We start from the raw sequence: 20,933 nt of genomic DNA, 5'->3' as shown, positions 1-20,933 counted from the left end.
ACCGAAGTACGGTGCCGCCGCATCAGGAGGCCCCAAATTCGTTGTCGATGAAGGCCAGGACCTCGTCGGCCGACGCCGACTGCAGCTTCTCGGCGACGGCGGCCCCGTCGCCCCCGGCGGGCTCCTCGTCCCAGCCGGCGAGGATGTCCCTCAGCCGTGTCGCGATCCGATGCCGCGCGGTGCGGTCCGCGGAGAGCGTCGCGAGGCTCGCCTCGAGCCGGTCGAGCTCCGCGAGGACGGGCACGGCCTGCGGCTCCGCGTCGCGGCCCGCCTCGCCCTTGAGGAAGGCGGCGAGGAGGACCGGCGTGGGATGGTCGAACGCCAGCGTCACCGGCAGCCGCAGCCCCGTGCGGGTGCTGAGCCGGTTGCGCAGCTCCACGGCGGTCAGCGACTCGAAGCCGAGCTCCCGGAAGGGCCGCTTGGGTCCGATGGCCTCGATGTCGGTGTAGCCCAGCGCCCCGGCCGCCTCGGTGCGCACCAACTCCAGGAGCATCTGGCCGAGTTCCACGTCGGAGAGTTCGGCGACGGCACGCCGGAACTCCGCTGTCTCGTCCGCACCGGTGTCCCCCGCCTGCTCGGCCGTCCTCGCGATCTCCCGCATCTGCGGCAGGTCACCGATCAGCGGGCTGGGCCGTGCCGCCGTGAGCGTGGGACCGAAGCGGTCCCAGACGATGTCCGCCACCAGCTGCGCGGGACCGTCCTGTGCCACCGCCCGGCGCAGCGCCGTGAGCGCGGACTCGGTCGGCAGCGCGGCCAGACCACGACGGCTCGTCCGCTCCAGGAACGTGTCGTCGTCGAGGGCGGGACCGCCCTCGGCCCACGGGCCCCATGAGATCGACGTGGCGGCGAGGCCCAGGTCCCTGCGGTACTCGGCGAACGCGTCCAGGTAGGCACCGGCCGCGGCGAAGGCTCCCTGCCCCGCGCCGCCGACCGTGCCCGCGACCCCGGAGAACAGCACGAACGCCGTGAGGTCGAGTTCCCGCGTCACCTCGTGCAGGTTCCGCACACCGGCGACCTTGGCCCGCAGGGCGCGGGCGAGACGCTCGGTGGTCAGCGCGTCGACGACCCCGTCGTCCAATTCGCCCGCGGCGTGCAGCACCGCGGTGATCCGCTCCCCATCGGCCGTCAACTTCCCGACCAGGGCGGCCAGTTCCTCCCGGTCCGCCACATCGCATGCGGCGACCGTGACCCGCACGCCCGTCTCCGCGAGCTCGTCGCGCAGCAGCTCCGCGCCCGGTGCCCGTAGCCCACGCCGGCCGATCAGGACGATGTGGTCGACGCCGCTGCCGCCGAGCCGGCGGGCCGCCCGCACCCCGATCGCCCCGGTGCCGCCGGTGAGCAGTACCGTGCCTTCGGGCTCCCAGGCCCGGGCCGATGCCGTCGCCGGCGCGGGCAGCAGCCGCCGGGCGAACACGCCCGCCGACCGCACCGCCAGCTGGTCCTCGTCGCCGCCCGCGGCGAGCAGTGCGCCCACGCGGGCCACCGCGCGCTCGTCGAGCACCTCGGGCAGGTCGACCAACCCACCCCAGCGGTCCGGGTGTTCGAGCGCCACCACCCGACCGAGACCCCACACCTGCGCCTGCGCCGGGCGCGCGGGACCGTCCGCAGGACCCGTGGACACCGCACCCCGCGTCAGGCACCACAGCGGCGCCGTCACGTCCGCGTCGCCCAGCGCCTGCGTCAGGGCGAGCGTGGCGGCCAGGCCGGCCGTCGCCTCCGGCAGCCCGGGGACCGGCTCCTCGTCCAGGGCGCACAGCGAGAGGACGCCCTCGACGGCGGTGCGGTCGCCCAGCGCTTCGGTCAGCTCCCGGGACAGCGTCGTACGGTCGAGCACATCGCCCGGCACACACCGCACGACGTCGACCCCCAGCCCACGCAGTCCTTCCGCGACGGCCTCGGCGGCGTCGCCGCCCGCGCCGGTCCCCGGCGACACGACCAGCCAAGTCCCCGACAGGGACGCCGTGTTCTCGGTGAGCGGCTTCCAGCTGATGCGGTACCGCCAGGAATCCGCGGCGACCGTCTCGCGCCGCTGCCGTCGCCACGACGAGAGGACCGGAAGCACCTCGCCCAGCGGGGAGCCCAGCGCCTCCTCCAGGTCGAGCGTCGCGGCCAGCGCCGCGAGATCGCCCTGCTCGACGGCCTCCCAGAACTGGGCGTCCACCGGATCCACCGTGCCTGCGACCGGGAGGGCCATGGCCTCGGGCCAGTAGCGCTGACGTTGGAAGGGGTAGGTGGGCAGGTCCACGTGGGTGGCCTGCTGCCCGGCGAAGAGGGCCTGCCAGTCCAGCTCCACGCCGTGGACGTGAGCCTCGGCCAGGGAGGTCATGAAGCGGCGGGCCTCGTCCTCGTCGCGGCGCAGAGTGCCCAGGGCCACCGCGTCAGTGCCGGCCGCCTCGAAGGTCTCCTGCAGACCGAGGTTGAGCACCGGGTGCGGACTCACCTCAATGAACACAGCCAGGCCGTCACCGGCCGCCGCACGCACCGCTTCCTCGAACTCCACCGTGGAACGCAGGTTGCGATACCAATACCCGCCGTCCAGACCGGCCGTGTCCTCCAGCAGAGTGCCAGTGAGCGTGGAGTAGAACGGCACCCGGCCCGAGACCGGCGCCACCTCCGCCAGTAGCCCGGCCAACTCGGCCTCGATCAGCTCGACTTGAGCCGAATGCGAGGCATAATCCACGGCAATCTTCTTCGCCCGAACACCCTGCTCGACGCAGGAGGCCACCAGCTCCTCCAACGCCTGCGGCTCACCGGAGACCACCACCGAGGACGGACCGTTGACCGCCGCCACCGAGATACGACCCTCCCAGGCCGTCAGGCGCTCACGCACCTCCCCCACCGGCAACGACACCGAGACCATCCCACCGCCACCCGAAAGAGCCAGCAGGGCACGTGACCTCAGCGCCACCACCCGCGCACCGTCCTCCAGCGACAGACCACCCGCGACGACCGCCGCCGCGATCTCCCCCTGGGAATGACCGATCACCGCAGCCGGCTCCACACCACACGCCCGCCACAACTCCGCAAGCGACACCATCACCGCCCACAGAACCGGCTGCACCACATCCACCCGCTCAAAGCCCGGTGCACCCGGCTCCTGCCGCACAACATCCAGCAGACGCCAGTCCGTGAACGGCTCCAACGCCGCCCCACACTCCGCCATCCGCCCCGCGAACACCGGCGACGACTCCAACAACCCCGCCGCCATGCCCCGCCACTGCGCACCCTGACCGGGAAACACGAACACCGGACGAGCCGAGGAACCCACGACACCGCGCACCACACCGGCAGCCGAACCGCCGCCCAGCGCGACCGCCTCCAGACCCGACCGCAGCTCCTCCAGCTCACCCGCCAGCACCACCGCACGGTGCTCGAACCGCGACCGACCCAACGCCAGGGCGTTGCCGAGGTTCTTGAGCGAGACGCCCGGAGTGTCGGCCAACGCCGTCCGGATTCCCTCCGCTTGGGCCCGCAGCGCCTCGGGCGACCGGCCGGACAGGACGAACGGCAGCACTGCGTCCCCGAAGGGAGGCGTGGTGTCGCCCGGCGCGGCGGCCTCGGTGGCCGGGGTCTCCTCGGCCGGGGCCTGCTCCAGAATCACGTGCGCGTTCGTGCCGCTGATGCCGAACGAGGAGACGCCCGCACGGCGCGGCTCGCCCGTCTCCGGCCAGGACGTCTGCTCCGTCAGGAGCTCGACCGTCCCTGTCGACCAGTCCACATGGGTGGAAGGCTGGTCGACGTGCAGCGTCTGCGGGAGCACTCCATGGCGCATCGCCTGCACCATCTTGATCACACCGGCGACGCCCGCCGCGGACTGCGAGTGACCGATGTTCGACTTGACCGAGCCGAGCAGCAGCGGCCGGTCCTCCGGACGCTCCTGGCCGTAGGTGGCGATGAGCGCCTGCGCCTCGATCGGGTCACCCAGGGTCGTACCCGTGCCGTGTGCCTCCACCGCGTCCACCTGCGACGCGGACAGACCCGCACTCGCCAAGGCCGCCCGGATCACTCGCTGTTGGGAGGGGCCGTTGGGAGCCGTCAGACCATTCGACGCGCCGTCCTGGTTCACCGCGGAGCCGCGGACGACCGCCAGGACCCGGTGACCGTTGCGGCGGGCGTCCGAGAGGCGCTCCACCAGCACCATGCCGACGCCCTCGGACCAGCCCGTGCCGTCCGCCGCGTCCGCGAAGGCCTTGCAGCGGCCGTCGGCCGCGAGGCCCCTCTGCCGCGAGAACTCCGCGAAGATGCCGGGGTTCGTCAGGACGGTGACACCGCCGGCCAGCGCCATGGTGCACTCGCCCGAACGCAGCGCCTGCGTCGCCAGGTGCAGGGCGACCAGGGACGACGAGCACGCCGTGTCCACGGTCACCGCGGGACCCTCGAAGCCGAACGTGTACGAGACGCGGCCGGAGATGACGCTGGTCGCGTTGCCGGTCAGCAGATGCCCCTCGGCACCCTCGGGCAGTCGCATCCCGACCCCGTAGCTGGAGGAGGCGGTACCGGCGAAGACGCCGATGTGGTGGCCGCGTACGGAGTCGGGGTCGATGCCCGCGTGCTCGAAGGCCTCCCAGGAGGTCTCCAGGAGCAGTCGCTGCTGCGGGTCCATGGCGACGGCCTCGCGCGGCGAGATCCCGAAGAACGCCGGATCGAACTCCGCCGCACCGTAGAGGAATCCGCCCTCCAGCGTCGCCGACGTGCCGCCGTCGGCCACCTCGGTGTAGAGGCCTTCCAGGTCCCAGCCGCGGTCGGTGGGGAAGGCCGAGATGCCGTCGGCTCCGGTGGCCACGAGGCGCCAGAGGTCGTCGGCGTTCTCCACCCCGCCCGCGTAACGGCAGCTCATGCCGACGATCGCGATGGGCTCGTCGTCCGCGAGTCGCGTCACCGGATCGGCCGCCGCGGCCGCCGGCTGCGTACCCAGGACCTCCCCGAGGACGTAGTCCGCCAGCGCCTCGGGCGTGGGGTAGTCGAAAATCAGGGTCGCGGGCAGTCGCAGGCCCGTGGCCCGGTCGAGCCGGTTGCGCAGTTCGACGGCGGTCAGCGAGTCGAAGCCGAGGTCCTTGAACGGCCGGGCGACGCCCACTCCTTCGACGCCGGTGTGGCCGAGGACCGCGGCCGCCTGACCGCGCACCAGGTCGAGCAGGGCCTTGCCGCGTTCCGCGCGGGAGAGGCCCGCGAGGCGCTGCAGCAGCTTCACCGAACCGGCGAGCGCTCCTGCCCTGCGCCGCGAGCTCGTGCGGACGAGCCCGCGGAACACGCCCGCGAGCGCGCCGACACCGGCCTGGGCGCGCAGGACGGCCAGGTCCAGGTGGACGGGGAGCAGCGCCGGGCGGTCGAGGGCGAGTGCCGCGTCGAACAGCTCCAGACCTTCGTCGGAGGTCAGCGGAACCACTCCGGACCGGGACATCCGGCTCGTGTCGCCGTCGTGCAGCCGTCCGACCATGCCGTCCGCGATGCCCCACGGACCCCAGGCCAGCGACGTGGCCGCGAGGCCGCGGCCCGCGCGGTGCTGGGCCAGCGCGTCGAGGAACGCGTTGGCGGCCGCGTAGTTGCCCTGCCCCAGCGAGCCGAAGGTTCCGGCGACGGAGGAGAACAGGACGAACATCGACAGGTCGAGGTGCTCGGTGAGCTCGTGCAGATGCACCGCGGCGTCGACCTTGGGCCGCAGCACGACGTCGAGTCGGTCGGCGGTCAGCGAGGACACGATGCCGTCGTCGACTACACCGGCGGCGTGCACCACTCCGGTCAGCGGCCGCTCCTCGGGAATCGCCCCGAGCACCGCGGCCAGCGCGTCCCGGTCGGCGACGTCACAGGCCGCCAGGGTCACTTCGGCGCCGGCCTGGGTCAGCTCGGCGGCGAGTTCCGCCGCGCCCGGCGCCTCGGCGCCCCTACGGCTGGTCAGCACCAGGCTGCGTACGCCGTGCCGGGCGACGAGGTGCCGGGCGACCAGGGCACCGAGGGCGCCGGTCGCGCCGGTCACCAGGACGGTGCCGTGCCGCTCGGACGCCGGCTCGGGCTCCTCGAGGGCCTCCTGGAGCGCGGGCCGGGCGAGACGCGGGACGAGGACGCGGCCCTCGCGGACCGACACCTGCGGTTCCCCGCCGGCCAGGATCTCGGCGAGGACGTCCACCGGGGTGTCGTGCAGGTCCAGGTCGACGAGGAGCAGCCGGCCCGGGTTCTCGGACTGGGCGGACCGTACAAGACCCCAGGCGGCGGCGCCCGCGAGGTCGACCGGACCGTAGCCGTCGCCCGCGGCGACCGCGCCCCGGGTCACGACGACCAGGAGCGCGTCGCCGTGCCGTTCGTCGGCCAGCCACTCCTGCACCGTCGCGAGGACTTCGTGCGCGGTGTCCCGCACGGAGGCGGCCAGGCCGTCACCCGTACCTGCGGGAGCGTAGAAGACGACGTCCGGCACTCGGTCCAGGGAGGCGAGGTCCTCGTACGACGGGATTCCGAGCACGTCGAACGCGGCCGACTCCCCCAGCAGCGCCCAGTCCCTTGCTCCCTCCTTCGCGGGCGCCGACGCGGATGCCGACGCCGGTGCCGGTGCCGTCTGCGGCGACCACTCCAGGGTGAACAGAGCGTCCTTGCTGCCGGTCTCGCTCCGCAGCAGCTCGGGCGAGACCGGGGCGAGCGTCACGCGGTCCACCACCGCGACCAGTCCGCCGGTCTCGTCGGCCACGGCCACGGAGACGCCCTCGCGTGCGGGACGGACCCGTACGCGCAGCGCGGTCGCGCCCACCGCCGCCAAGAACACTCCGGACCACGCGGACGGCACGCCGCCCGCTGCCGCGTGCAGGGCGGCGTCGAGGAGCGCCGGGTGCAGGCCGAAGCCGTCGACGTCCGTGCCCTCGGGCAGCGCCACCTCGGCGTACAGCTCGTCACCGCGCCGCCACAGCGACCGCAGCCCGCGGAACGCGGTGCCGTGGTCGTAGCCCTCGTCGGCGAGGTCGTCGTACACACTCTGCGCCGACACCTCGACGGCGTCCCGCGGCGGCCAGACAGCGAAGTCCGTCGTGTCCGCCAACTGCGCCTGGACAGGCGCCAGTTCGCCGGTGGCGTGCAGGTTCCACTCCGCCTCGGGGCCGTCGGCCTCGGCGCGCGCGTACACCTCCACCGCGCGGCGCCCCTCCGCGTCCGGCGCCGCCACGGTCAGCTGGACGGCGACACCCGTCCGCTCCGGAAGCACCAGCGGAGCCCGTACGTTCAGCGTGGCCAGCGACTCGCAGCCGAACCGCTCCCCCGCGTGCAGCGCCAGCTCGACGAAGACCGTGCTCGGCACGACGACCGTGCCATACACCAGATGGTCGCCGAGCCACGGGTGCGTCTCGACCGAGAGCCGCCCCGTGAACAGGAACCCGTCCGAACCAGCCAGCCGCACCCCGGCCGCCAGCAGCGGATGTCCGGCACCGCCCAGACCGGCCGCCGTGATGTCGCCCACGGGGGCGGCCGGAGCGGAGAGCCAGTAGCGGTCGTGCTGGAAGGCGTAGGTGGGCAGGTCGACGCGGCGGGCGCCGGTGCCGGCGAAGTACGCCGACCAGTCAACTGCCTTGCCGTGTACGTGGAGTTCGGCGAGGGCGGTGAGAAGCGCGTCGGGCTCGTCACGGTTCTTGCGGAGGGCGGGTACGAAGGTGAGCTGCTGCTCGGCGCCGGAGCCGGATGTGACGCAGTCCTGGGCCATCGCGGAGAGGACTCCGTCGGGGCCGAGCTCCAGGAACGCGGTCACGCCTTCCGCTTCCAGGGTGCGGATGCCGTCCAGGAAGCGGACGGCTTCGCGGACGTGGCGGACCCAGTACTCCGGGTCCTGGATCTCCTCCGCCGACAGAACCTCGCCCGTCACGTCCGAGACGATCGACAGCTGCGGGGCGTTGAAGGTCAGCCCCTGCGCCACAGCACGGAAGTCGTCGAGCATCCCGTCCATACGCGGCGAGTGGAAGGCATGGCTCACCCGCAACCGCTTGGTCTTACGACCCTCGGCCTCGAAGTGCGCGGCGATCCGGAGGACCTCCGCCTCTTCGCCCGAAATCACCGTGGCGTTGGGCCCGTTGAGGGCTGCGATGGACACGCCGTCGACCAGGAACGGCAGGACCTCGTCCTCCGCCGCCTGCAACGACACCATCGCCCCGTCCGTCGGGAGCGCCTGCATCAGACGACCCCGCGCCGCCACGAGAGCAGCAGCGTCCTCCAGGGACAACACGCCGGCCACGTACGCCGCCGACAGCTCACCAATGGAGTGGCCCAGCAGGAAGTCGGGCTTCACGCCCCACGACGTCACCAGGTCAAACAGTGCGACTTCCAGGGCGAACAGCCCGGCCTGCGTGAACTGCGTCTGATCCAGCAGCTCACCACCGCCAAAGACGACCTCACGCAGCGGCTGGTCGAGGTGACGGTCCAGCTCCGCACACACCGCATCAAACGCATCCGCGAACACCGGGAAGGCCGCGTGGAGTTCACGCCCCATACCGACCCGCTGCGAACCCTGCCCCGAGAACAGCACACCCGTCTTACCGGGCGACACCGAACCCTCCACGACCCGCTCGCCGATCAGCACCGCCCGGTGCTCCAGCACCGCACGCGTCGTCACCAACGAGAAACCCACATCCACCGGCGACAACTCAGCCCCGCCCGGACGCTCGGCGACGAACGACCTCAGCCGCTCCACCTGCCCCGCCAGCCCCGCCTCCGACTTCGCCGACACCACCCACGGCACCACCGGCAACGCCACCGGATCCACAACCGGCTCCGGCTCCTCCACCTCCGGCGCCTGCTCCAGGACCACATGCGCGTTCGTGCCGCTGATGCCGAACGAGGAGACGGCGGCGCGGCGCGGCGCACCCGTCTCGGGCCAGGCGGCCGGCTCGGTCAGGAGCTCGACCGTTCCCGCGGACCAGTCCACGTGCGAGGACGGCTCGTCCACGTGCAACGTGCGCGGCAGCATGCCGTGGCGCATCGCCTGCACCATCTTGATCACGCCCGCGACGCCCGCGGCGGCCTGCGTGTGGCCGATGTTCGACTTGATCGAGCCGAGCAGCAGCGGCCGGTCCTCCGGACGCTGCTGGCCGTACGTCGCGATCAGGGCCTGGGCCTCGATCGGGTCGCCGAGGCGGGTGCCCGTGCCGTGCGCGTCCACGGCGTCGATCTCGTCGGCGGTGACGCCGGCGTTGGCGAGGGCCTGGCGGATGACGCGCTGCTGGGACGGGCCGTTCGGAGCGGTCAGGCCGTTGGACGCGCCGTCCTGGTTCACGGCGGAGCCGCGGACCACCGCGAGGACCTCGTGGCCGTTGCGGCGGGCGTCCGAGAGGCGCTCCACCAGGACCATGCCGACGCCCTCGGACCAGCCCGTGCCGTCGGCGGCCTCCGCGAACGGCTTGCAGCGGCCGTCGGGTGCCAGGCCGCGCTGGCGGCTGAACTCGATGAAGATGCCCGGGTCGGCCATGACGGTGACGCCGCCGGCCAGGGCCATCGTGCACTCGCCCGACCGCAGCGCCTGCACCGCGAGGTGCAGGGCGACCAGCGAGGAGGAGCACGCGGTGTCCACCGTCACGGCCGGGCCTTCCAGGCCGAACGTGTAGGCCACCCGGCCCGACACGACGCTGGTCGCGCTGCCGGTCAGGGCGTTGCCCTCGAAGCCTTCTGGCAGCTGGGCCCCGGCTCCGTAGGCGGAGGAGGACGCGCCCGCGAACACGCCGGTCGCACTCCCCCGCACGGTGGCCGGGTCGATGCCCGCGTGCTCGAATGCCTCCCAGGCGGTTTCGAGGAGGAGGCGCTGCTGCGGGTCCATGCCCAGGGCCTCGCGGGGCGAGATCCCGAAGAAGCCCGGGTCGAAGGCGCCCGCTCCGGCCAGGAAGCCGCCTTCGCGTACGACGGTCATGCCGGTGTCCGCCGATTCGGCGGGGTTCAGCCGGGCGGCGTGCCAGCCTCGGTCCTCGGGGAACGCCGTGATCGCGTCTGAGCCGTCGAGCAGCAGCCGCCACAGCTCGTCGGGCGACCGTACGTCGCCGGGGAACCGGCAGCTCATGCCGACGATGACGATGGGGTCGCCGTCCACGGCGACCGCGTCGGGCAGCGTGCTCGCGGTCTCCGGGACGACGCCCAGGACCTCGGTCAGGAGGAAGGCCGCCAGCGCGGCGGGGGTGGGGTAGTCGAAGACGAGGGTCGCGGGCAGTCGCAGGCCCGGGACGCTCAGCGCGGCGTTCAGACGGTTGCGCAGCTCGACGGCGGTCAGCGAGTCGACGCCCAGTTCCTTGAACTGCTTCTCCGCGCCCACCGTTTCGGGCCCGGCGTGGCCGAGCACGGCGGCCGCCTGGGTGCGGACGAGTTCCAGCATCTCGCGGTCGCGCTCCTCCGGGGCGAGCCCCGTGAGTCGCTGTCCGAGCGTCGAGTTGCCCGCCGCGGCGGCCAGGGCCTTGCGCCGACCGGGGGCGCGGACGAGCCCGCGGAACAATCCGGGTAGCACGCCCGCGGTGGCCTGTGCCTGGAGGGCGGTGAGTTCCAGGGCGACGGGCAGCACGGCGGCCCGTGCACCGTCCAGGGCCGCGTCGAAGAGAGCGAGGCCCTGCTCGTCGGTGAGCGGCAGGATGCCGGAGCGGGTCATGCGCTCCACGTCGGCCGTGTCGAGCCGGCCGAGCATGCCGTCCGCGGCGGCCCACGGGCCCCAGGCCAGTGAGGTCGCCGTCAGACCGCGGGCCCTGCGCTGCTGGGCCAGGCCGTCGAGGAAGGCGTTGGCCGCCGCGTAGTTGGCCTGGCCGGGGCCGCCGAGGACGCCTGCCGTGGAGGAGAAGGTGACGAACAGGGACAGGTCGCGGCCGGCGGTCAGGTCGTGCAGGTGGACCGCGCCGTCGATCTTGGGACGCAGTACCGCGTCGAGCCGCTCGGGAGTCATCGACGAGACCACACCGTCGTCGAGCACACCGGCGGCGTGCACCACGCCGGTGAGCGGCCGCTCCTCGGGGATCGCGTCGAGGATGGCCGAGAGCGCCTCGCGGTCGGCGACGTCGCAGGCGGCGAGCACCACGTCGGCGCCGGCCGACGTCAGTTCGTCCGCGAGCTCCCGCATACCGGGCGCGGCCGCACCGCGACGGCCCACGAGCACCAGGCCGCGTACGCCGTGCTCGATCACGAGGTGGCGTGCCACCAGGGCGCCGAGCGCGCCGGTGGCGCCGGTGACGAGCACCGTCCCGTGCCGCTTTGCGGGCTCGGGCACGGTCAGGACGACCTTGCCGACATGACGGGCCTTGGCGAGGAAACGGAACGCCTCCGGTGCGTGGCGCACGTCCCACGTACGGATCGGGAGCGGCTGGAGCGCGCCGCTCTCGAAGAGCGCGAGGACCTCGGTCAACAGCTGGCCGATCCGCTCGGGTCCGGCCTCGATCAGGTCGAACGCCTGGTAGGCGACGCCGGGGAACGTCTCGGCCACCGTGTGCGCGTCACGGATGTCGGTCTTGCCCATCTCCATGAACCGGCCGCCGCGCGGCAACAGGCGCAGCGAGGCGTCCACGAACTCCCGGGCAAGGGAGTCCAGGACGACGTCGACGCCGCGTCCATCGGTGGCGTCGAGGAACTGGCCCTCGAAGTCGAGGGTGCGGGAAGAGGCGATGTGCGTGTCGTCGAGCCCGAGGGAACGCAGCACGTCCCATTTGCCGGTGCTCGCCGTGCCGTACACCTCGGCCCCCAGGTGCCGGGCGAGCTGCACGGCGGCCATGCCGACGCCGCCGGCCGCGGCGTGCACGAGAACGGACTCCCCGGGCCGCAGCCCCGCCAGGTCGACCAGCGCGTAGTAGGCGGTCATGAAGACGACCGGGGCCGATGCCGCTTCGGTGAAGGACCAGCTGTCCGGTATCCGCGCCAGGGTGCGGCGGTCGGTCACCGCCACCGGGCCGAACCCGCCGGAGAAGAGCCCCATGACGCGGTCCCCGGGCGCGAGTCCGGTGACGCCGGGGCCGACCTCCAGGACGACACCGGCGCCCTCAATGCCCATGGTGGCGTCGCCGGGGTACACGCCGAGCGCGATCAGTACGTCACGGAAGTTGACGCCCGCGGCGCGCACGCCGACCCGGACCGCGCCGGGGGCGAGCGGCCCTGCGGCGTCGGGGCACGGGGTCAGGGCGAGGTTCTCCAGAGTGCCCTTCTCGGTGATGTCGAGCCGCCACGGGCCGTCGCCGGACGGGGGCACCAGGGCGCCGTCGGACGCGACGCGGCCGAGCCGTGGCACGAGGACGTCGCCCGCCCGCAGGGCCAGTTGGGGCTCGCCCGTGGCCAGCGCCGCGGTCAGCACGGCGTACGAGTCGTCGTGTCCGTCGAGGTCGACCAGGACCAGGCGGCCGGGGTTCTCGGACTGTGCCGAGCGGATCAGACCCCAGGCCGCGGCACCCGCCAGGTCGGACAGTTCGTCCTCGCCGCTCGCCGCGACGGCGCCGCGGGTCGCGACGACGAGCGGGGCGTGGGTGAAGCGCGTGTCGGCCAGCCACTCCTGGATCAGCGCGAGCAGCTTCTGGACGTCGCGACGCACGCCGCTCGCCAGGTCGGCCGTCGCCTCGGAAGCGTGCAGGACGACGACGGCGTCGACATCCGGGGCCACGGACGCCAGGTCCCGGGCCGGTTCGGCACCGTGGGGCACCGCCCAGGGCGCATCGCCGAGCACCGCCCACCGCCGGGCGGGCTCGTCCGCGGGCGGCGGCGACACGGCCAGCGGCGACCATACGAGGTGGAACAGCTCGTCCGGCTCGGTGCCGGGCGCGGCCAACTGCTCGGCGGACACCGGGCGCAGCACCAGGGAGTCCACGCGGGCCACGGGTGCCCCGGTGCCGTCGGCGACCTCCAGGCCGACGCCCGACGCCGTGGGGGTGATCCGCACCCGCAGCGCGGCGGCACCCACCGCGTACAGCGACACTCCGGACCAGGCGAAGGGCAGACCGACACCGCCGGCCGCCGCGCTCCGTCCGTCGTTCCCCCCTGCCGTCTCCTCGCCGCCGTGCAGACCCAGCGCGTGCAGGGCGGAGTCGAGCAGCGCGGGGTGGAGCCCGAACCGGTCGGCGTCCGTGCCGTCGGGCAGCGCGACCTCGGCGAAGATCTCCTCACCGCGCCGCCATGCCGCGCGCAGCCCCTGGAACACCGGCCCGTAGCCGTAGCCGCGCTCCGCCAGGTCCTCGTAGTGCCCCTCGACGGCGACGGGAACGGCGTCCCGCGGCGGCCACACGGCCGGCTCGCCGCCGGCAGTGGGTTCGGCGGCGGCATCGGCCGACGCCAGCATGCCGGCCGCGTGCTGCTGCCACGGCGCCTCGTCGTCCCCTTCGGCGGGCCGCGAGTGCAGGGTGACGGAGCGTCGCCCGTCCGCGTCCTCCGCACCGACCGTCACCTGAACCGCGACTCCACCGCGTTCGGGCAGCACCAGGGGCGCTTGCAGCGTCAGCTCTTCCAGGAAACCGCAGCCGAGCCGCTCGCCGGCCTGCAAGGCCAGCTCCACATAAGCCGTGCCGGGCAGGAGGACCGAGCCCAGGACGACGTGATCGCCGAGCCACGGATGGGACTGGAGCGACAGCCGCCCCGTCATCATCAGACCGTCCGCCTCGGCAAGCGTCATCACCGCGCCGAGCATCGGGTGTCCCACGGACCGCAGCCCGAAAGCGGTCGCGTCACCGGCCCACACCGCGGCGGTGGGCCAGAAGTGGTCGTGCTGGAAGGCGTAGGTGGGCAGGTCGACACGGCGGGCGCCGGTGCCTGAGAAGTACGCCGGCCAGTCAACTGCCTTGCCGTGTACGTGCAGTTCGGCGAGGGAGGTGAGGAGCGCGTCGGGCTCGTCACGGTTCTTGCGGAGGGCGGGTACGAAGGTGAGCTGCTGCTCGTCGGAGCCGGACGTCACGCAGTCCTGGGCCATGGCGGAGAGGACTCCGTCGGGGCCGAGCTCCAGGAACGCGGTCACGCCCGCGGACTCCAGGGTGCGGATGCCGTCCAGGAAGCGGACGGCTTCACGGACGTGGCGGACCCAGTACTCCGGGTCCTGGACCTCGTCGGCCGACAGGACCTCGCCGGTCACGTCCGAGACGATCGACAGCTGCGGGGCGTTGAAGGTCAGCCCCTGCGCCACAGCACGGAAGTCGTCGAGCATCCCGTCCATACGCGGCGAGTGGAACGCGTGGCTCACCCGCAGGCGCTTGGTCTTGCGACCCTCGGCCTGGAAGTGCGCGGCGATCCGGATGACCTCCGCCTCGTCGCCCGAAATCACCGTGGAGCGCGGGCCGTTGAGCGCGGCGATGGACACGCCGTCGACCAGGAGCGGCAGGACCTCGTCCTCCGCCGCCTGCAACGACACCATCGCGCCACCAGTCGGGAGCGCCTGCATCAGACGACCCCGCGCCGCCACCAGCTCCGCCGCATCCTCCAGCGACAGCACACCGGCGACGTACGCAGCCGACAACTCACCGATCGAGTGGCCCAGCAAGAAGTCCGGCTTCACACCCCACGACGTCACCAGCTCAAACAGCGCCACCTCAAGCGCGAACAGACCCGCCTGCGTGAACTGCGTCTGATCCAGCAGCTCACCACCGTCGAAGACGACCTCGCGGAGGGGCTGGTCGAGGTGACGGTCCAGCTCCGCGCAGACCGCGTCGAACGCGTCCGCGAAGACGGGATACGCCTCGTACAACTCCCGTCCCATAGCGGCCCGTTGTGACCCTTGGCCCGAGAACAGCACACCCGTCTTGCCGGGCGTCAGCGAGCCTTCCACGGTCCGCTCACCAATCAGGACCGCCCGGTGCTCCAGCACCGCACGCGTCGTCACCAACGAGAAACCCACATCCACCGGCGACAACTCCGAGCCGCCGGGACGCTCGGCGACGAACGACCGCAGTCGCCCCACCTGCCCCGCCAAAGCCTCCTCGGACTTCGCCGACACCACCCACGGCACCACCGGCAACGCCACCGGATCCGCAACCGGCTCCGGCTGCTCAACCTCCGGCGCCTGCTCCAGCAGCACATGTGCGTTCGTGCCGCTGATGCCGAACGACGAGACGCCCGCACGACGCGGCGCACCCGTCTCCGGCCACGCCATCGACTCCGTCAGGAGCTCGACGGCCCCGGCCGACCAGTCCACATGGGTGGACGGCTGGTCGACGTGCAGGGTCTGGGGCAGAACTCCCGCCCGCATCGCCATGACCATCTTGATGATCCCGGCGACGCCCGCGGCCGCCTGCGTGTGACCGATGTTCGACTTCACCGAGCCGAGCCACAACGGACGCCCCTCGGGGCGCTCCTGGCCGTACGTCGCGAGCAGCGCCTGCGCCTCGATCGGGTCACCCAGCGTCGTACCCGTACCGTGCGCCTCGACGGCGTCGATGTCCGCCGCCGACAGGCCGGCACCGGCGAGGGCCTGGCGGATGACGCGCTGCTGGGACGGGCCGTTCGGAGCGGTCAGGCCGTTGGAGGCGCCGTCCTGGTTGATCGCGGAACCGCGGACGACCGCGAGGACCTCGTGGCCGTTGCGGCGGGCGTCCGAGAGACGCTCGACCAGGAGCACGCCCACGCCCTCGCCCCAGGCGGTGCCGTCCGCCGCCTCGGCGAACGCCTTGCAGCGGCCGTCGGGAGCCAGGCCGCCCTGCCGGGAGAACTCCACGAACGTACCCGGCATCGACATGACGGTGACACCGCCGGCCAACGCCATCGAGCACTCGCCGTCGCGCAGGGCCTGCGCCGCGAGGTGCAGGGCGACCAGGGACGACGAGCACGCCGTGTCCACCGTCACCGCGGGGCCCTCAAGGCCCAGCGTGTAGGAGACGCGGCCGGACAGGACGCTGGCCGAGCTGCCCGTGGCACCGTAGCCCACGACCTCGTCGCCCGCGCCGCCCAGCACATAGCCGTAGTCCTGGCCGTTGGTGCCGGTGAACACGCCGATCCGGTCGCCCTTGAGCGACGTCGGGTCGATGCCCGCCCGCTCGAAGACCTCCCAGGAGGTCTCCAGGAGCAGCCGCTGCTGCGGGTCCATCGCCAGCGCCTCACGCGGCGAGATCCCGAAGAACGCCGGGTCGAAGTCCGCCGCGTCGTGCAGGAAGCAGCCCTCGGCGACGTAGGAGGTGCCGACGCCGTCGGGGTCCGGGTCGTACAGCGAACCCAGGTCCCAGCCGCGGTTCTCCGGGAAGCCCGATATGCCGTCGGCTCCGGCCGTGAGCAGCTCCCACAGCGCTTCCGGGGACTCCGCACCGCCGGGGAAACGGCAGCTCATGCCCACGATGACGATCGGGTCGTCGGCACGGTCCAACACCACCGGCGCGCTGTCCACCGCGACGACCCCGTCGCCGAACACCTCGGTCCTGAGATGTCTGCCGAGTACCACCGGGGTCGGGTAGTCGAAGATCAGGGTGGCGGGCAGGGAGAGCCCGGACTCCTTGGTCAGCCGGTTGCGCAGCTCGACCGCCGTGAGCGAGTCGAAGCCCAGCTGCTGGAAGGCCCGGTCGGACGGGACCGCGTCGGCACTGCGGTGCCCGAGTACGGCCGCGGTCTCGCGGCGGACCAGTTCGAGCAGTTCGGCGTCGCGCTCGGCGGTGGAGAGGCCGGCGAGCTGTCGTCGCAGCGCCGACTCCTCATCGCCGTGTGCGCCTTCGGAACGCTCGGCGAGGTCGCGCACCTCGGGCAGGCCCGTGAGGAGCGGGCTCGGGCGCAGCGCGGTGAACGCGGGCGCGAACCGCTCCCAGTCGACGTCGGCGACGGCGACATGGGCGTCGTCCTCCGTCAGGGCCTGCTGGAGCGCGATGACCGCCGACTCCGGTGCCATCGTGGGCAGTCCGCGCCTGCGCAGCTCGGCCTCCCCGACGTCCTCGATCATGCCGCCCTCGCCCCAGGGCCCCCAGCTGACGGAGGTCGCGGTCAGGCCACGGGCCCGCCGGTCCTGGGCGAGGGCGTCGAGGTGGGCGTTGGCCGCGGCATAGGCGGCGTGACCGCCGCTGCCCCAGACGGCGGAGATCGAGGAGAACAGCACGAAGGCGTCCAGGTCCCCGCCGTCGCTCGCGTCACCGAACAGGGCGTCGAGGTGGGTGGCGCCTTCCACCTTCGCCCGCAGCACCTCGGCGAACTCCTCGGCGCCCATGTCGGAAAGCGCCGTCACCTGTCCGAGGCCGGCGGTGTGGAAGACGGAGCGGACGGGGGTGCCGGCCTCCTTCAGCCCCTCCACCAGCGCTTCCAGCGCCTTCCGGTCGCTCACGTCGCATACGACGACCTCGACCGCCGCACCCAACGCCTCCAGCTCGGCCACCAACTCGACCGCACCCGGAGCCCCCAGGCCACGACGACTGGTAAGCACAAGCCGCTCAGCACCACTACCAGCCGCCCAGCGAGCAACATGCCCACCCAACGCACCAGTACCACCCGTCACCAACACCGTCCCACGCAGCGACCAACCACCCGCCACCACACGGCTGTTGACAGACGCACGCACCAGACGCCGCCCATACACACCCGACGCACGCACCGCCAGCTGATCCTCACCAGCCGCACCGAGACCGGTACCGGACAGGACACCGCACACCCGGCCCACCGCACGCTCATCCAACGACTGCGGCAGATCGACCAACCCACCCCAACGGCCCGGCCGCTCCAACGCAGCAACCCGACCCAGACCCCACACCTGAGCCTGCACCGCATCCACCGCACCATCGGAACGACCCACCGACACCGCACCCCGCGTCAAGCACCACAACGGCACCGACCACTCCGCGTCACCCAACGCCTGAACCAGGGACAACGTCCCCAGCGCCATGTCCTCCCGGCCACCCAGAGCCAGCAACGACACCACACCGGCGAACTCGCCACCCTGCCCGGCCAGCCGTGCGGCGAGCGCCCCACGGCTCACCTCACCACCATCGACCAGCCACTCCACAACCTCCCCGCCACACGCACGCATCCCCGCAACCACCGGATGACCCGCACACGCCGACGGCGCCACCACCAACCAGGCCCCCTCCAGCCCAGCACGATCGACACCCGAAACCGGCTGCCACGTCACCCGGTAACGCCACGCGTCAGCGACCGCCACCTCACGGGACTGCCGACGCCACGACGACAAGACCGGCAACGCCGCGCCCAACGACTCCAGCTCGTCCGAGCCCAGAGCCGCCGCGAACGCACCCACGTCCTCCTGCTCCACCGCGGCCCAGAACGCACCGTCCACCGAGGAGGCGAGGGAGGCGGACCCGTCCGCCGTGAACGGCGAGCCGGCCTCGGGCCAGTAGTGCTCGTGCTGGAAGGCGTAGGTGGGCAGATCGACACGACGGGCACCGACACCGCCTCCGGCTCCGGAGAAGTACGCCGACCAGTCAACTGCCTTGCCGCGTACGTGGAGTTGAGCGAGAGCGGTGAGCAGGGTCTCCGGCTCCTCGCGGTTCTTACGCAGAACGGGCACGAAGGCGAGCTCACCGCCCTCGGAACCGGACGTCACGCAGTCCTGCGCCATCGCGGACAGCACGCCATCCGGACCCAGCTCCAGGAACGCGGTCACGCCCGCAGACTCCAGCGTGCGGACGCCGTCCAGGAAACGGACGGCTTCACGGACGTGGCGAACCCAGTACTCCGGGTCCTGCACCGCCTCGGCCGACAGGACCTCGCCCGTCACGTCCGAGACGATCGACAGCTGCGGGGCATTGAAAGTCAACCCCTGTGCGACCGCGCGGAAATCGTCGAGCATCCCGTCCATACGCGGCGAGTGGAACGCATGGCTCACCCGCAGGCGCTTGGTCTTACGACCCTCACCCTCAAAGTGCGCGGCGATCCGGAGGACCTCCGCCTCGTCGCCCGAAATCACCGTGGAGCGCGGGCCGTTGAGCGCGGCGATCGAGACACCCTCGACCAGCAACGGGACGACCTCGTCCTCCGCCGCCTGCAACGACACCATCGCACCGTCCATCGGGAGCGCCTGCATCAGACGACCCCGCGCCGCCACCAGCTCCGCCGCATCCTCCAGCGACAGCACCCCAGCGACGTACGCAGCCGACAACTCACCAATCGAGTGGCCCAGCAGATAGTCGGGCTTCACACCCCACGACGTCACCAGCTCAAACAGCGCGACTTCCAGAGCGAACAGACCCGCCTGCGTGAACTGCGTCTGATCCAACAGCTCACCCTCACCGAACACCACCTCACGAAGAGGCCGCTCCAGATGACGGTCCAACTCCGCACACACCGCATCAAACACATCCGCGAAGACGGGATACGCCTCATACAACTCCCGGCCCATACCCGCCCGTTGCGAGCCCTGCCCCGAGAACAGCACGCCCACCCGACCCGGCGACACCGACCCCTCGGCCACCTGCTCGCCGCCGATCAGGACCGCCCGGTGTTCCAGCGCCGCACGCGTCGTAGCCAGCGAGAAGCCGACGTCCACCGGCGACAGCTCAGAGCCGACGGGACGCCCGGCGACGAACGACTTCAGCCGCTTCACCTGGTCCGCCAGCGCCGCCTCGGAGCGTCCCGAGACCACCCACGGCACCACCGGCAGCGCCAGCGGATCCCCGGCCGCCTCCGCCTGCTCCGCCTCGGGTGACTGCTCCACGATCACGTGCGCGTTCGTGCCGCTGATACCGAACGACGAGACACCCGCACGACGCGGCTCGCCCGTCTCCGGCCAGGCCATCGGCTCGCTGACCAGTTCGACCGACCCGGCGGACCAGTCCACATGGGAGGACGGCGCGTCCACGTGCAAGGTCCGGGGCACCACCCCGTGGCGCATCGCCATGACCATCTTGATGACGCCCGCGACACCGGCCGCGGACTGCGTGTGGCCGATGTTCGACTTGATCGAACCCAGCAGCAGCGGCCGGCCCTCGGGGCGGTCCTGGCCGTATGTGGCCAGCAGTGCCTGCGCCTCGATCGGGTCGCCCAGCGTCGTACCCGTACCGTGCCCCTCGACGACGTCGACCTGCGTCGGGGAGAGCCGGGCCCCGGCCAGCGCCTGGCTGATGACGCGCTGCTGGGACGGGCCGTTCGGGGCGGTCAGGCCGTTGGAAGCGCCGTCCTGGTTGACGGCGGAACCGCGGATGACCGCGAGAACCTCGTGTCCGTTGCGGCGGGCGTCCGAGAGGCGCTCCAGGAGCAGCAGGCCCACGCCCTCGCCCCAGCCCGTGCCGTCCGCCGCCTCGGCGAACGCCTTGCACCGGCCGTTCATGGCAAGGCCGCGCTGACGGGAGAACTCCACGAAGACACCGGGGTTGGACATGACGGTGACGCCACCGGCGACGGCCTGGGTGCACTCGCCCGAGCGCAGGGCCTGGATCGCCCAGTGCAGGGCGACCAGCGACGAAGAGCACGCCGTGTCCACCGTCACCGCCGGGCCTTCCAGACCCAGCGTGTAGGAGACGCGACCGGAGAGGACGGATGCCGCGTCGCCGGTCAGGGCGTGCGCGTCCGCGCCGGGGGCGACCCCGGCACCGATGCCGTAACCCTGGGTGGAGGCTCCGATGAAGACGCCGGTGCGGCTGCCGCGCACGGAGAGCGGGTCGATGCCGGCGCGCTCCAGCACCTCCCAGGTGGTCTCCAGGAGGAGCCGCTGCTGCGGGTCCATCGCCAGCGCCTCACGCGGGCTGATCCCGAAGAGACCCGGGTCGAACTCGGCGGCGTCGTAGAGGAATCCGCCCTGGTTCGCGTAGGAGGTTCCCACGTGCTCCGGGTCGGGGTCGTACAGCTTCTCGAGGTCCCAGCCGCGGTCCGTGGGGAACTCCGCGATGGCGTCGCCACCGGACGCCACCAGTTCCCACAGCTGCTCCGGGGAGCGCACGTCACCGGGGTAGCGGCAGCTCATCGCGACGATGGCGACGGGCTCCGACTCCTCCGACTCGGCATGGCGAAGCCGCTGGCGCGTCTGCTGGAGTTCGGCGACCACCCGTGCCAGGTACTCGCGCAGCTTCTCTTCATCCGCCATCAGTGCATCGCTCCCGTGAGTCGTGCAGGAAAGTTCGTGCTTG

At 72.5% G+C, this 20,933-nt stretch carries 1 protein-coding gene; it reads right to left on the bottom strand.

The features are described 5' to 3' along the window. Positions 1 to 22: 22 nt before the first annotated feature. A complete protein-coding gene (locus AB5J49_RS35695; protein ID WP_369172977.1) occupies positions 23 to 20,890 on the bottom strand; it encodes a type I polyketide synthase in 20,868 nt (6,955 codons plus the stop codon). Positions 20,891 to 20,933: the final 43 nt, after the last annotated feature.

Source organism: Streptomyces sp. R28 (assembly GCF_041052385.1).
In the GTDB taxonomy this organism is placed as follows: domain Bacteria; phylum Actinomycetota; class Actinomycetes; order Streptomycetales; family Streptomycetaceae; genus Streptomyces.
This window is presented reverse-complemented; position numbering and strand designations above follow the sequence as displayed.

Coding starts and splice junctions, on each gene's coding strand:
- AB5J49_RS35695 (WP_369172977.1), bottom strand. CDS start 20,890: ATGGCGGATGAAGAGAAGCTGCGCGAGTACCTGGCACGGGTGGTCGCC.